Origin of the sequence: Pseudidiomarina salinarum, assembly GCF_000753715.1 — a bacterium.
GTDB lineage: Bacteria > Pseudomonadota > Gammaproteobacteria > Enterobacterales > Alteromonadaceae > Pseudidiomarina > Pseudidiomarina salinarum.
Genome location: NZ_JPER01000004.1, coordinates 94372 through 109533, shown reverse-complemented (window position 1 = coordinate 109533; position 15162 = coordinate 94372). Strand labels below are relative to the sequence as shown.

Below are 15162 nucleotides of genomic sequence, written 5' to 3'. Positions count from 1 at the left end.
ATCACTCGTCACTGCGCAGCGCGAGCTCCACCAGTAACGGGAAGTGATCGGAACCAAATCCTTTTAACCGCTTTATCTCCACCAGCATAAAATGCTCACTGTGAAAGATATGATCCAGTGGCCAGCGCAATAACGGAAAGCGCGCGTGGTAAGTGCTGTAGATGCCCCGGCCCAGGCGGGGATCCAGCAGTTCGCTCTCGCGCAGAAACTGCCTTGTGGTATGTGACCAGGCCACATCGTTCAGATCGCCGGTAACGATCACCGGACCATTTTCCTGAGCGGTCTTGTCGGCAACTTTTAATAGCTCGACATCGCGCAGTTTGGTCTTTTTAGGGTCGATAATACTCGGGGGCGAGGGATGCAGGCAGTGCATGCGCACCAGCCGCCCGCCGGGCATTTCCAGATCAAAGTGCATGGATGGTATGGTGTCATGCACCAGAAATTCGATTTCTTCATTCTTAAATGGCCAGATCGAGTAAACCAGCATGCCGTAGCTGTTGGTCTGCGGCTGACGCAGAATGTGCCCGTAGTCATCTTCGATGTCAGTCAGCTGTTCCATCCACCATTTATCGGCTTCAACCACTACTACAACATCTGGTCGCTGCTGGTTAATCATGCGCACCAGACCGACCGCATTGCGGTTGTACTGGAACACGTTGACTACCAGAATACGCAGATGCTCATCGATATGTTCACCACTCTGGCCCCGCTTATAACGGGCAACCTCGCGTTTGCCCAAAAACGTATAGGGAAAAATCCACCATAGCTGCCAGGCGCCGCAAAACAGCTGCACGGCAATCAGTGCCCAGGTATATGGACTGGTGGATTCAAGCCAGTAACCGCTGGCTATCAGCAATAATAATGCCACGAACGCCTGCTGCAGGCGGGGGAAATCCCACAAACGCGCCCACCAAACCGCCTTACGCGTGAGTGGCAACAGGGTGGTGATCAGTAGAATCAGGGTAAATCCGGTAATAATCCAGTTCGCTAACATAGACCTCATGTCTCAGTTTTTTAAGTATATGCTTAAGGCTAGCCTACTTCGGGGGCGCTGAAAACTTTTATAAAACTGCGTATACTGAGCGCATATCACAAGCCAACAACGAGTGCCTGGTGTGAAATATCAAGATTTGCGAGATTTTATCGCGCAGCTGGAGCTGCGCGGCGAACTGAAGCGTATCCGGCAGGAAATTGATCCTTACCTGGAAATGACAGAAATTGCCGACCGTACGCTCAAGGCCGGCGGCCCGGCGCTGCTGTTTGAGAATGTGAAAGGCCATAGTATGCCGGTACTGGCGAACCTGTTTGGTACGCCGGATCGGGTCGCCCGTGGCATGGGGCAGGAATCTGTCGAAGCCCTGCGCGATGTGGGCAAGTTGCTGGCCTTTCTGAAAGAGCCTGAACCACCCAAAGGCTTTCGCGACGCGCTGAATTTATTGCCGATGTATAAGAAAGTGCTGAGCATGTCGCCCAAGGTCCTCAAAAAGGCCCCTTGTCAGGAAGTGGTCATGACAGGTGATGATGTGGATCTAACTAGTCTGCCGATTCAGCATTGCTGGCCAGGGGATGTGGCACCCCTGATCACCTGGGGTCTGACGGTAACCCGTGGTCCTGACAAAGAGCGTCAGAACCTTGGTATTTATCGTCAGCAACTACTGGGCCCGAACAAGCTGATTATGCGCTGGTTATCCCATCGCGGCGGGGCGCTGGACTTTCAGGACTGGCAACGCCAGCATCCGGGTGAGAATTTTCCGGTGGCGGTGGCGCTGGGCGCCGATCCCGCCACTATTCTGGGCGCGGTGACGCCGGTACCGGACAGCTTATCTGAATATGCCTTCGCGGGTTTACTGCGTGATGGTAAAACCGAAGTGACCAAGTGCCTGAGTTCGGATCTGCAGGTTCCCGCTCATGCCGAAATCATTCTGGAAGGCTATATCGCGCCGGGTGAAACCGCCCCAGAAGGCCCCTATGGCGATCATACCGGCTACTATAATGAGGTCGATGAATTTCCGGTGTTTACCGTAACCCATATCAGCCATCGCAAAGCGCCGATTTACCACAGTACCTATACCGGCCGGCCGCCGGATGAACCCGCTGTACTCGGGGTCGCGCTCAATGAAGTGTTTGTGCCATTGCTGCAGAAACAGTTTCCCGAAATCGTTGATTTTTACCTGCCGCCGGAAGGCTGTTCCTACCGCGTGGCGGTGGTCACCATGAAGAAGCAGTATCCAGGCCACGCGAAGCGCGTGATGATGGGGGTATGGTCATTTTTACGGCAGTTTATGTACACCAAGTTCGTGATTGTCTGCGATGATGATATCAATGCGCGCGACTGGCAGGATGTGATCTGGGCCATGACCACCCGCATGGATCCGGCACGCGATACCGTGCTGGTTGAGAATACGCCGATCGATTATCTCGATTTCGCCTCGCCGGTATCGGGTCTGGGCTCCAAGATGGGCATGGATGCCACCAATAAGTGGCCGGGCGAGACCGACCGCGAATGGGGCGTTCCTATTGTCATGGACGAGCAGGTGAAGGCGCGCATCGACGATATCTGGGATGAACTCGATATTTTTTCCACCTCGACAACTAAATAAGCTGACAGGATACGCTGTATTTATGAAACAACTGCACTGCCAGGTTTCCTCAATTGAATCCCTCACCCCAGCCGTTTTTTGTGTGCTGCTGGAGCTGCCTGAAGCCATTAGTTTCGCCGGTGGTCAGTACCTGCAGGTGGTGATGGATGAACGGGATAAGCGGCCATTTTCAATTGCCTCCTGTCCGTCAAAAACAGATACGCTGGAACTGCATATAGGGGCGGCAGATGATAACCCCTATGCGCTTGAAGTGTTGCAGAAAATGCGCGAAGACAAAGCCGTAACCATTGAGGTCCCGTTAGGAGATGCCTGGTACCGTGAGGATAGTGAGCGCCCACTTATACTGATCGCTGGTGGCACCGGATTTTCCTATACCTGGTCGATTCTCCAGGATCACTTGCGTAAAGATCCGAAGCGGCCGGTAACCCTGTACTGGGGCGGTCGTAAAGCTGATGATCTCTATTTTGACCGTAAGCTGCTGGAACTGAGCGAGCGCAATCCGGCATTCTCCTATCGGCCGGTGATTGAAGAGGCGCAGGCGGGCTGGCACGGAGCGGTTGGTCTGGTCCACCATGCGGTGCTCGCGGAGCAGGGCGAATTAAGCGATGCCGACGTGTATGTGGCAGGGCGCTTTGAAATGGTACGCCGCATCCGTGATGATTTTCAGTCCCGTGGGTTGCCACTGAATCAGCTCTATGGGGACGCCCTGGCGTTTATCTAGGTATTTAATATAAGCGGACGAGCTGTTATACTCGCCGCGCTTTACCAAGGGGTGCTGCTCGCGCAAGCGACTAGCTGAGATGCTGTTAAGCAAACCCTTTGCACCTGATCCGGTTAATACTGGCGTAGGGATGGTAGCTATCATACTCCATTGCAAAGACCTGCCCGACCGGATTATTTCTGACTGTAGACGTAGAGGAAATGATCCATGTTTTTTACCCGCAAGACTGCCTTAAGTTCGGCCATAGCTTTATGTATTGCCCCTGCCGCCCTGGCTGCTGAAACGCTGCCTGAAGAGCCGGCAGAACGTATTACTATCCGCGGTGAATACCGTAGTGTTCCGATTAACGAAGCCGCCACCAGTGTCAGCGTTTTAACCCGCGACGCGATGACGGAACGCGCGGCGGTACACATGGAGGACGTTCTGAATGCTATCCCCAATGTTAACTTCTCAGGCGGCACGTCACGGGCGCGCTTTATTCAGATCCGTGGTATCGGCGAACGCAGCCAGTTTGTTGACCCGATCAACCCGTCGGTTGGTCTGTTAATTGACGGCATTAATTACAGCGGTCTGGGCCAGGCGGCGCAGCTGTTTGATATCAGCCAGCTAGAAGTGTACCGCGGTCCGCAAAGCGGACGTTTTGGCGCTGATGGCCTCGCTGGCATGATGGTGCTGGAAAGCACCCGCCCCGGGCCTGAGTTCAGCGGAATGGCGCAACTGGGCGTAGGGAATTACGATGAGCTCAAAGGTGGGCTGGCAGTAGGCGGCTCACTGGGGCAACTCGGTGAAGCGCGCGCCAGCATTTATCATCACAGTGATGATGGCTTTATCAACAATATTTATCTGAATCGTGATGACACCCAGAACCGCGACGAACTGACCGCCCGTTTTAACCTGTACAGCGAGCTTGGCACCAACTGGCATCTGCGCACCACCTTACATGGCTTAGACCAGAATAACGGCTATGATGCATTCTCGCTGGATAATAACCGCGATACCTTGTCTGATGAACCGGGCGAAGATGATCTGAGCAGCCAGGCGGCGCGTTTTGCCCTGACTTATATGGGCTGGCAGCATAGCGAACTGCAACTCAGCTACAGTACCTTAAGCGCCGATAGCACCTACAGCTACGATGAAGACTGGAGCTACGTGGGAATCGCCCCGGGCTGGGAGTATTCATCGTTCGATAGTTATATCCGCGACCGCCGTGACCATACCCTTGAAGCGCGTTGGTTAAGCACCGCACCGGTGGATATGGGCGGCGTGGCGACTGACTGGGTGGTCGGCATATATCGTTATCAGCGTGATGAAGAACTGCGTCGCGATTTCTTTAACTGGGATCTGTATACCCAGGCCACTTTTTTCAGTAACTACGAGAGCCGCCATAGCGCTATCTATGGTGAGTTAACCCACCAGTTAAGCAGTTCGTGGCAACTGCTGACCGGGTTACGTGCTGAGCGCTACGAGAATCCTTATCAAGACAGTAATGGTGTGACCGCACGTCCGGAAGACACCATGTGGGGCGGTCGTATCAGCCTGAGCTATATGCCCGATAACGATTCGCTGTGGTACACCACTTTGGCTCGCGGTTATAAGCCGGGTGGCGTCAATGGCGCGGCGCTTGGCAAAGCACAGGATCAGCAACTGAGCGAAATTGAAGACTTCTTGCTGGCCCGCGCAACCTTTGCGCCGGAACTGCTGACCAGCCTGGAACTGGGGTATAAGTACAACAGCGCCGATGACCGGCTGGCGCTGCGCAGCGCCGTGTTTTATCACAGTCGCGACGATGTGCAGCTGAAGAGCTGGATTAACCGCGATCAAAGCTTCGTTGGCTATATTGAGAATGCTGCCAGCGGCGAAGCCATGGGCGCAGAAATCGAAGTGAGCTATCAGGTCACTGGGCCACTGCGTAGTTTTGTGAATCTGGGCTGGCTGGATACCGAAATTGAAGGCTTTGTTACTGAAGATGGCGAAGATATTAGTGGCCGTGATCAGGCCCATGCGCCAAACTATCAGGTCAACGCTGGTATTGACTATCAGCTGACAGACGCGCTGCAGCTGACGGTGCAGGCTGATGCCAAAGACAGCTTCTATTACTCGAACTCGCACAATCAGCAGTCGGACAGCATGGTATTACTGCACACCAATCTGGCCTGGCAGCTGAATAACTGGCAGCTAAGCCTATGGGCACGCAACCTGACCGACGAAGAATACGGTATTCGCGGCTTCTATTTCGGCAACGATCCGCGGATTGGATATGAGCCGGAGTTGTTCGAACAATTTGGCGAGCCACGCCGGTTTGGCATTACCGCCACCTATAAGTTTTAACGCGACGGGCCGGCAGAAGCTGCTAACGGAGAGTAGAGCATGGATTGGATCATTACACAGCTGAGTCTGACCTCACCGCTGGAAGCTGCTGCCGTCGCCCTGGCCATTCTTTATCTGGTTCTGGCAGCGCACCAGTCACAGTGGTGTTGGGCCGCTGCCATTATCAGTTGCAGTATCTACGCCACGCTGATGTTTTCGGTACAGTTGTACATGGAGTTTTTACTGCAACTGGCCTACATAGCACTGGCCGTTTACGGCTGGTGGCAGTGGCAATATGGCGCCGGCGCTGAGCCAGCTGCTGAACGCCCTGAATACAGCTGGCGCTGGCACGCGGGCTGGATCCTGCTATTGTCCGGTGTCGCAGCCTTGATCGCCATGTTACTTGAACTTTATACTGACGCAGACGCCGTCTGGCTGGATAGCTTTACTACGGTATTCAGCTTATTTGCTACCTGGCTTTTAACCCGCAAGTTGTTTTCTAACTGGCTATACTGGTTGGTAATAGATAGTATTTATGTTTACCTCTATGCCAGTAAAGGCTTCGTCGCCACCGGCGGATTATTTGCCGTGTACCTGATACTGGTGTTCTATGCGATGTGGCAGTGGCAGCGACAAAGGGAAACGACAGAGACATGCAACAGCAGTGGTTAAGCGATTTACCTGTTCATGGTGTGATCAGCACCGAGCCCTTGCTGCGGGGCGTTGCCAACGACGTCTACAAGATAGTCACTACCAGTGGCAGTTATGTACTTAAACACTTTCGCTTTGACCATCCTTACGGCCTGAACCGGGAGCAGGAAGTGGCTGTTCAGCAACAGTTGGCGGCCGAGCACCTGGCCCCGCCGGTTCTGCATTTTGATCCTATCCAGGGATTGCTGCTACAGCCTTTTCTTGATGGCCCCGACTTAGCTCAGAGCCTTGAGACCGTAACGGATAAAATCCAGTTGCTGGCCGATGTCAGTGCCCGTATTCACCGGGTGCAGATTGAGGTGCCGCCCTGGTCTCTGCGTAGTCGGTTGCAGCGTTATTGCGATCAACTGCGGGAATTTGAAGCAGACCGTGGTCGGCAGTTCGCCAAACGATTACAGCGCCATCAAAAACTGATCGATAGCTTCGGCGCCCACCCTGTGTTCTGTCATAACGATCTAGCCTTTCATCATGTGTTTCTCAACGGTGATCCCTTAGTCATCGACTGGGAGTATTCAGGGTTAGGCGAGCGCTATTTTGATCTCGCCAGTACGATTCAGGTTAACCAGTTTGATGATGCGCAGCAGCGTGCCTTCGTTAACGCCTACGAAGGCATCGCCGGCTTTCAGATCAACAGCAAGTTGCTGGAAGACTGGCTGGCACTGGTAAATCTGGTCAGTCAGTTATGGTACGAACTGCATCACAACTTGCAGCAGAAACACATATAACCGGATAAACAGACGATGGCGAATGACAAAGCACTTACGGACCGTATGTATGGCTATCTGGCCGAGGATGAAGATGCCCGGGTATGTAAGGACATCCCCGAAGCAGCCTGTAATGACCAGCCCCAGGCCTTTATGGCCCATATTTTTGCGCTTACCCTGACGAAACTTGGCGATTCCCTGGTCAGTGCCCGGCTGGTTTTGCCCTGGATGTTGTCGACGCTGGGCGCCCCGGCGGTTTTTATCAGCGCGCTGGTGCCGCTGCGTGAATCCCTGGCTTTGTTACCCCAGTTGTTTATCGCCCAGCGGTTGCGTGAGCGCCCCGTCCGCAAATGGTTCTGGGTGGCCGGTAGTATCGGTCAGGCACTGGCGTTAGCTGGCATGCTCATCGCTGTGCTGTCGTTGCGGGGGGCCGCGCTGGGCTGGGCGGTAGTGAGCTTGCTCGCGGTATTTAGCCTGGCCCGTGGTGTCTGTTCGGTGACCGTTAAAGATGTGGAAGGCAAAACCGTTTCAAAGAGCCGCCGTGGCCGCCTGTCTGGCATAGCGGCAGCCGCTGCCGGGCTGCTGTCGGTACTCACGGCGCTGGTTATTATTTTTTCGCCAACCCTGCTGGGTGAACAGCTCAATAACGGCAACGCCACTCTCTTTGTTGCCTTACTGGCGTTTGCCATCATGCTCTGGACCAGTGCCGCGCTGATCTACGCTCAGGTACCCGAAGTAGCGGGCGCTACTGAAGGGGGTGGTAACGCTATAGTCGAGGCGCTCAAATCCGTGCGTCTGTTATGGACCGACAAGCAATTCGGACAGTTTGTACTGACCCGATCACTGCTGGTGTCCTCCGCTTTTGCTATTCCCTATGTGGTGGTGATGATTCAGCGTAGCGGCGAGAGCTCGCTCACGAATCTGGGTGGCATGATGCTAGCCAGCGGCCTGGCCGGCTTAATGGCCGGGCGCTTCTGGGGCAAATGGTCGGATCGCGCCAGCCATCACGTGATGGCCGCGGCGGCCTTGATGGCGGTGTTGGTGATGGCTATTGCGCTGGCACTGTTCGTCTACGCCGATAACTGGTTGTTACTGCAGCCCGTGGCCGCATTGCTGATCTTTACTGCGGCTGTGGCGCATCATGGCGCCCGTGTTGGCCGCAAAACCTACCTGGTGGATATGGCCACCCAGGAAACCCGGGCCCAGTTTACAGCGGTTTCAAATACCGTCATTGGCCTGGTGCTGCTACTGGGGATCCTGTTGGGGGTGCTCGACACCTATTTTGGTGTCGAGGCGGTTATGCTTGTACTTATAGCGCTCGGCCTGACCGCGGCCGCACGCGCTATGCGCCTGCCGGCGGTGGAATGACATCAAAATCCTGTGGCCGGGCGAAAGCTGATTCTATTGCTTTGTAGGTGTTCTCCACCGCGAGAACGCGATGAAATAAAGCAAAATGATATTCGCGATCGGTACTAACGCCAGCAGGCCCAGCGGTCCGGGATAGCCAATCCGCTGGCAAATTCGCCAGAAAGGCACAACAAGGATGATTCCAAAAAGTAACATACCTAAGAATCCCATTCCGCCAAACATCTCATGACCGCCCATAATTTGCCTCCTTTTCCAGTTTTTAAATATCTTACTGACAGTCAGTCTAGTTCCGATTCTGTGGATTTTCCATTTAGTGCTTAAGTTGTCAGGCGCAAGCAAAAATTTTTTGCTCCGAAGGGAACAAGGTGGTCGTTCAGCTGCTACTTTTAAATCAGAAATAGTTTGAGAACGCGGGTAGCCGCGTAAAATTATGTATAGGAGCGACTGAAAGATGAGTAGCGAATATAACGTTGGCCGCAGGAAATTTGTGAAATCGGCAGTAACGCTGGCCTCTGCATTAGCTATTGCCAGGGTAGCCCCAACCTGGGCTATACCCCAGGGCCGAAGTTTTAAAGATCAAGTAATGAAAAGTGATGAAATTGATTTAATGATCGCCCGCACACCGTTACCAGTTGGCCAGAAGCTGGGAAAGCCGATAACAATCAATGGCCAAATGCCGGGGCCATTGATTCGGTTGACTGAGGGGGATCGTGCAAAGCTGAATGTAACCAACCGGCTTGCTGAGGACACTTCGATTCACTGGCACGGGATTATTTTACCCGAGAATATGGATGGCGTGCCGGGCGTTTCTTTTGAAGGCATTAAACCAGGTAGAACGTTCAAATACAGATACGATGTACAACAAAATGGAACCTACTGGTACCACAGTCACTCCGGGTTGCAGGAGCAGCTTGGACATCTGGGACCATTAATTATTGAGCCCAAAGATGGCGATATAGGAGCGGATCGGGAGCATACCATTGTGCTAAGTGACTGGACTTTTGAAGACCCCGATGAAGTATTCAGGAAGCTAAAAGTTGCGGAGGGCTACTATAACTACCAGAAACGCACGATATTCGACACTATCGAAGATATTCGCAAGAAAGGGCTTAAGAAAACATGGAAAGAACGCGCTATGTGGGGAGAAATGCGGATGAGTGCCCGGGATATTGCTGACGTTACCGGAAGCTCATATACCTACCTGATGAATGGCCGTGACTCCGCGATGAATTGGTCCGGGTTATATAAGCCTGGTGAAAAAGTTAGGTTGCGAATTATTAATGGCTCAGCAATGACCTTTTTTGACGTCCGTATACCAGGCCTGGAAATGACCGTGGTTGCCGCCGATGGGCAGCCAGTTAAACCGGTCGCAGTCGATGAGTTCCGGATAGGCGTAGCAGAAACCTACGATGTGGTTGTGCAGCCAAAAGATAGACGGGCTTATACGATTTTTGCCGAGAGTTTTGATCGCAGTGGCTACGTGCGGGGAACTCTTACCCATGAGCTGGGTCTTGCGGCGCCTGTTCCGGAATTACGTAGCGCTCCTGAACGTGGCATGGCTGCTATGGGGATGTCAGAAGAGCATATGGGAATGGGAAATAATGGCGAGAATGGACACGCCATGGCCCATAAAAAGACGCTGCCGGTTGAAAATATTGAGATAAAGCACAGTGAAGAGGAGCATGGCGCTGGCGCTGCTATGGTTGCAACTAATCCGGTGTCGAGACTTAATGAGCCCGGACTGGGGCTCGAAAATGCTGATCACCGTGTGCTTGTTTATGCCGATCTCATCGGTGCGCAGGAATGGCCAGATACTCGTGAACCTGGACGGCAAATTGAGCTGCATCTGACCGGCAACATGGAACGTTACATGTGGTCATTTGATGGTGACATGTTTACTGAAGTTGATGGGCCGGTTCAGTTCCATCAGGGTGAGCGTCTGCGATTAGTTCTGGTTAACGATACCATGATGGACCATCCAATCCATTTGCACGGAATGTGGATGGAGCTGGAAAACGGCCAGTACCCGAGGCCGCGAAAGCATACCATTAGCTTGAAACCGAGCGAAAAAGTATCGCTACTTATTTCTGCCGACGCTCCCGGCAGTTGGGCGTTCCACTGTCATTTACTGTATCACATGCATGCCGGCATGTTTCGTGTCGTCAACGTTGCGTAAGGAGGGCTCTATGCGTAATAAATTAATAGCTATTTGTTTGCTGCTATTCCCCCTGGCATCGTACGCCGGGCATGCAGAGCCTGATTGGCCAGAACCCGTGGAAAAATATTATACCGGTCAAATTTTATTTGATCGGCTTGAATTATCCCGCTCTGATAACGAAGAAAATACTGCAGTCTGGGATTTAATGGCATGGTACGGAGGAGACTATCATCGCCTGGTAGTAAAGAGCGAAGGAGAAAATACGCAGGATGACGGAGCAGCAACGCATCTGGAAAGTGCTGAAATTCTCTATAGCTATCTGATCTCGCCGTTTTGGTCGCTGCAGGGAGGTATTGGAACGCGCGGAGAACTTTCATCAGCTAACTCAATGGAAAACTATGCAGTCATTAGCTTGATGGGTTTAGCGCCATATTGGTTTGAGATGGATAATTCACTGATAATTAATGAAGAAGGTGATGCGCAGTTTGTAATAGAGGCGGAATATGAATGGCTATTGAGTCAAACCTCCTATTTGCAGCCACGGGTCGAATTGGTAGGGAATATTAGCGATTCAACTAAATACGAACGCGAAAGCGGCCTTAGTAATATACGAGTGGGATTACGTTACCGACATGAGATAACCCGGGAATTTGCGCCTTATGTGGGTATCTACTGGGACAGAGCGTTGGGCAACACTGCAGATCGAGTGGAAGCTAACGGTGGTGATATAACCGAAAATGGATTGGTAATTGGCGCAAGAGTCTGGTTTTAAGGAACACTAAAAAACATATCACGAAGCTTTAGCGGAGGATTAATGGCCGAGCATTCGGATAGTCACGGCGATGACTATCGTAAAAACAGCTTAAGTTTGTGGGGCGCGGTATCGCTAGGTACGGGCGTGATGATCGGTGCCGGGATTTTTGCATTGACCGGCCAGGTCGCCGACCTGGCAAAAGACTGGTTTGTGATGGCGTTTATGGCTGGTGGGGTTATTGCCGGGTTTAGTGCCTATTCATACGTTAAGCTGACGCAAGCGTACCCATCTGCAGGTGGGATTGCTATGTTCCTCAGCAAAGCCTACGGGAAAGGCAGCTTAACGGCGATATTCTCACTGCTGATGTACTTCTCGATGGTTATCAACGAAAGCTTGGTTGCACGTACTTTTGCCTCTTATAGCAGTCAGGTCATTAATTACGAAGCGCAGTGGCTAATCCCTGCTCTCGCTGTCGGTTTGATCGCATTCGCGTTCTTTATCAACATTCTGAACAACGAATTTATTCAGACATTTTCGTTTGTTATGGCGGTCATCAAAGCGTTAGGGATAATCATGCTTGCCATCGGAGGGCTCTGGGCTTCCGGTATCGACTTCGAGTCTATTTCGGTAATCCCGCAAGATGCTGGTGCTGGTGGGGTTTTAGCGGGCGTCGCACTAAGCATATTAGCTTATAAAGGGTTCACAACCATCACCAATAGCGGTGATGAAATAAAAGAACCAAAGAAGAATGTTGCGCGGGCCATTGTGATATCGCTATTTATCTGTGGTGGCGCCTATCTGCTGGTGACACTAGCTGTTGGTTCAAGTTTGTCGATTAATGAAATTGTTCAGGCTAAAGATTATGCGCTCGCAGAGGCCGCCAGGCCGGTCTACGGTAAGATAGGACTTTGGATAACAGTTGGGTTTGCCATCATTGCTACGGTTTCAGGCGTCATTGCCAGTGCTTTTGCTGTCTCAAGAATGCTGGCCATGTTAACGAAAATGGAATTGGTACCGCATAGCCACTTCGGTATGCCAGGGAGCATTCAAAAACATACGCTGGTTTATACTGTAGTAATGGCAATGCTATTGGCTGCCTTTTTCGACCTGGGGCGCATTGCGTCGCTGGGGGCTATATTTTATATCATCATGGATATCGCCATTCATTGGGGCGTATTCCGGTATTTACGTAAAGACGTAAATGCGAATCCGATCATACTGTTGACGGCAATTGTCCTTGACGTTGTGGTTCTCACTGCGTTCATCTATATAAAATGGGAAAGCGACCCGCTCATCATCTGGACCGCGTTGATTGGTATATTTTTGATATCGGTTGGCGAAGTTATCTTCTTAAAATACAAGCGGGAAACTAACTAATAAATTTCAGGAGTTTTTTTATGAAAGTTGAAAGCTTACGCGACGTGCTTAAATGGACAGTTACCTTTCATCAAAATCTTAAAGAGTGCTTAAAAGAGTGCGCGACAAAAAATGAAGATGAGCGTGCGCGTCTTATCTTAATTTATCTCTCAGAGCACGAAGGGAGCTTAGAAAGGATCATTAGCGGGTTCGAGACAGTCACCAATAAAAACGTTCTGGATACCTGGTGCTATGACTATCTTAAAGAACATAAAATCATCCCTCATGGCCACTGCGACTTTCCGTTCAGCAACCTGACGATGGACGAGGTAGTTAAAGAGGTTACCGCGGAACATAAAAAGGTTATTGCCTTATATGAACACCTCCACTCTCGCGTTGATACCAACTCCGCGCAGGAGTTTTTAGCTACCATCCAAGCGGTCGAAGAACATGAAATCCGGCGCATGGTTCAAGCGGCTAATCGCTTTTCCGATTTGTGAGTTGCAGAAAAAAGTAGGCGACTACCAGAGTAGGAGAATAGACAAAAAAAATCGCTGCGTACTACTGATAGATTATCAGCAGCGCACAGCGATTCCGAGGTATGGCTTACTTACCGCGGATAAGCCCGTACAGCCCGACTATCGTAGCCACGGCACCACCAATCAGGTACCACAAGGCTCTATCCGTCGGCTCACCAGTAAGTTCCTGGCTCATTTCAGATAAAGGTGCGTTGTAGGCCTCATATCCGAAATAAAGCAGAATAATGCCAACCACCAGCAATGCAAGTCCTAATACTTTGTTCATAGTTCGCTTCCTTTTCTTTTCAGAGGTTTAAGGTACTACTACGAATCAGCATAGCAGGTAATGTTAATTTTAGTTACCTAAATATGACGTCAGCATCCAGGCGGTTTTTTCCTGTTCCTTGATGTAATCACTCATCAGGGCAGAGGTACCTTCATCGTCAGCATCGCCGGCTAATGAAAGAATTTCACGCTGCAGGCGGATGGTGATCTGATAGCTGTTCAGGATCTCACGCACACAAGATGGACCGTCATGGACATCTTTTACTTCTTCGATGTCGCTGTTTTTGATGTAGGTTGAATATGCATGCTGCGGGCGCTGACCCAGCGTCAGGATGCGCTCCGCGATTTCATCAATTTTCATCAGCAAATCGTTGTAGGTTTCTTCAAATTTCTCATGCAGTTCGAAAAAGTTCTCACCTTTAATGTTCCAGTGAAAACCACGCACATTCATGTAAAAAATCTGATAGTTAGACAGTAACAGGTTGAGGCGTTCCGCCAGCTGTTCTGTGTCTTTTTGCTTTAAGCCGATTACGTTTAACTGTTGCATAGAAACTCCTTATCATCGCGTTTGAGTTTTTCAAAATTACGATGTAAACAGTATAGCTTGCCTGCTGCAAAAGAAAAAACGATTACGCTCGATTGCTTTCATCGATTTTTCCGTCGCGTATGTGCGCTTCACCACGCTGCTTTGCCAGCTGGATCTGCTTTTCACGCTCGGCGAAACGTTCTTTCTGTTCCGGCGTGGTTTTATCGTGGCAGTGCGGGCAGCTGACACCGCGGACATAAAATTCAGAGGCTTTTTCATCTTCGGTTATCGGCATACGGCAGGCGTAGCACTGATCATAACCACCCTGTACCAGACCGTGACCGACGGTGACGCGCTGATCAAAGACGAAGCAGTCGCCGTTCCAGGTGCTGTTTTCTGCGGGCATCTCTTCCAGGTATTTGAGGATACCGCCCTTCAGATGGTAAACCTCATCGAAGCCCTGCTGCTTCAGGTACGCGGTGGATTTTTCACAACGGATACCGCCGGTGCAGAACATCGCAACCTTCTTATGTTTGGCAGGATCCAGATGGTCCTGCACGTACTGGGGAAAGTCACGGAAGCTGTCGGTTTTTGGGTTCACAGCGCCTTCGAAGGTGCCTACCGCGTATTCATAGTCGTTGCGGGTGTCGATCAGCAGCACTTCAGGGTCGCGGATGAGATCGTTCCAGTCTTTTGCATCAACGTAGGTGCCGACGATATTTTTCGGGTCGACCCAGTCCACCCCCATAGTGACAATTTCTTTTTTGAGTTTCACTTTGGTGCGGTAAAACGCCTGGGTTTCACTGGGGGACTCTTTGTGTTCAATGTCCGCGAACTCAGCCCGGGAGCGGATAAAACGAAGCACATTGTCGACACCTTCACGGGTACCACAAATAGTTCCGTTAATGCCTTCGCGGGCTAATAGCAGGGTGCCTTTTACCTGGTTCTGGATCAGGTTTTCATACAATGGCTGGCGGTAAGCTTCAAAATCGTTTAACTCCACAAACTTGTAGAGTGCGGCGCAAATATACATCTGTTCTGTCCTTCTTTTGGCGGTTCGGATCGCAAATCCGAGGTCAAAAATTGCTCGCATATTTTACCATAAGCCTAATCTGATCTGAATGGATTTGTAACGCGGTGCTAGTGTGTCGGAT

At 51.3% G+C, this 15162-nt stretch carries 15 protein-coding genes and 1 riboswitch; of the genes, 10 read left to right on the top strand and 5 right to left on the bottom strand.

Annotation, left to right across the window (positions count from 1 at the left end):
* Position 1 precedes the first annotated feature (1 nt).
* Positions 2-994 carry an endonuclease/exonuclease/phosphatase family protein gene (locus IDSA_RS08135; RefSeq protein WP_051986175.1) on the bottom strand — a complete coding sequence of 331 codons (993 nt, stop codon included), beginning with the start codon at positions 992-994 and terminating at the stop codon, positions 2-4.
* Positions 995-1115: 121 nt separating this feature from the next.
* Between IDSA_RS08135 and ubiD the strand changes: the two genes are divergently transcribed.
* From ubiD to IDSA_RS08105, 6 genes are all read left to right on the top strand, one after another.
* A complete protein-coding gene (gene ubiD, locus IDSA_RS08130) occupies positions 1116-2600 on the top strand; it encodes a 4-hydroxy-3-polyprenylbenzoate decarboxylase (RefSeq protein WP_034776196.1) in 1485 nt (494 codons plus the stop codon).
* A 22-nt stretch (positions 2601-2622) separates the two neighbouring features.
* Positions 2623-3321 carry an NAD(P)H-flavin reductase gene (gene fre / locus IDSA_RS08125; RefSeq protein ID WP_034775843.1) on the top strand — a complete coding sequence of 233 codons (699 nt, stop codon included), beginning with the start codon at positions 2623-2625 and terminating at the stop codon, positions 3319-3321.
* Positions 3322-3358: 37 nt separating this feature from the next.
* Positions 3359-3469: riboswitch (TPP riboswitch) on the top strand.
* A gap of 59 nt (positions 3470-3528) precedes the next feature.
* On the top strand, positions 3529-5649 hold the full coding sequence (locus IDSA_RS08120) for a TonB-dependent receptor (RefSeq protein ID WP_034775841.1): 2121 nt from the start codon (positions 3529-3531) through the stop codon (positions 5647-5649).
* Between the two features lie 39 nt (positions 5650-5688).
* The gene (gene pnuC, locus IDSA_RS08115; protein ID WP_034775840.1) at positions 5689-6300 is read left to right on the top strand and encodes a nicotinamide riboside transporter PnuC; all 612 of its coding nucleotides are present in this window, start codon (positions 5689-5691) and stop codon (positions 6298-6300) included.
* Positions 6282-7064, top strand: coding sequence for a phosphotransferase (locus IDSA_RS08110; protein ID WP_034775839.1), 783 nt, complete (start codon positions 6282-6284; stop codon positions 7062-7064). Before pnuC ends, IDSA_RS08110 begins: the two co-directional genes overlap by 19 nt.
* A 15-nt stretch (positions 7065-7079) precedes the next feature.
* Entirely contained in the window at positions 7080-8411 is a 1332-nt protein-coding gene (locus IDSA_RS08105; protein WP_034775838.1) for an MFS transporter, read from the top strand.
* Between the two features lie 33 nt (positions 8412-8444).
* Here the strand turns inward: IDSA_RS08105 and IDSA_RS08100 are convergent, their stop codons facing one another.
* Entirely contained in the window at positions 8445-8648 is a 204-nt protein-coding gene (locus IDSA_RS08100) for a hypothetical protein (protein ID WP_034775837.1), read from the bottom strand.
* A gap of 214 nt (positions 8649-8862) precedes the next feature.
* Here IDSA_RS08100 and IDSA_RS08095 point away from each other — a divergent pair, with 214 nt between their 5' ends.
* The 4 genes from IDSA_RS08095 to IDSA_RS08080 are packed head-to-tail and all read left to right on the top strand — an operon-like array spanning position 8863 to position 13179.
* A complete protein-coding gene (locus IDSA_RS08095) occupies positions 8863-10587 on the top strand; it encodes a copper resistance system multicopper oxidase (RefSeq protein WP_034775836.1) in 1725 nt (574 codons plus the stop codon).
* 10 nt (positions 10588-10597) lie between these two features.
* Entirely contained in the window at positions 10598-11341 is a 744-nt protein-coding gene (locus IDSA_RS08090; protein ID WP_034775835.1) for a copper resistance protein B, read from the top strand.
* A gap of 42 nt (positions 11342-11383) precedes the next feature.
* On the top strand, positions 11384-12700 hold the full coding sequence (locus IDSA_RS08085) for an APC family permease (RefSeq protein ID WP_034775834.1): 1317 nt from the start codon (positions 11384-11386) through the stop codon (positions 12698-12700).
* A gap of 20 nt (positions 12701-12720) precedes the next feature.
* On the top strand, positions 12721-13179 hold the full coding sequence (locus IDSA_RS08080) for a hypothetical protein (RefSeq protein WP_034775833.1): 459 nt from the start codon (positions 12721-12723) through the stop codon (positions 13177-13179).
* A gap of 106 nt (positions 13180-13285) precedes the next feature.
* On the opposite strand, the gene IDSA_RS08075 is transcribed toward IDSA_RS08080, so the two are convergent.
* From IDSA_RS08075 to trhO, 3 genes are all read right to left on the bottom strand, one after another.
* Positions 13286-13483 carry a DUF3185 family protein gene (locus tag IDSA_RS08075; RefSeq protein ID WP_034775832.1) on the bottom strand — a complete coding sequence of 66 codons (198 nt, stop codon included), beginning with the start codon at positions 13481-13483 and terminating at the stop codon, positions 13286-13288.
* Between the two features lie 69 nt (positions 13484-13552).
* Positions 13553-14029: a Dps family protein gene (locus IDSA_RS08070; RefSeq protein WP_034775831.1), complete on the bottom strand. Its 477-nt coding sequence runs from the start codon at positions 14027-14029 to the stop codon at positions 13553-13555.
* A gap of 82 nt (positions 14030-14111) precedes the next feature.
* Entirely contained in the window at positions 14112-15041 is a 930-nt protein-coding gene (gene trhO / locus IDSA_RS08065) for an oxygen-dependent tRNA uridine(34) hydroxylase TrhO (RefSeq protein ID WP_034775829.1), read from the bottom strand.
* Positions 15042-15162 lie beyond the last annotated feature (121 nt).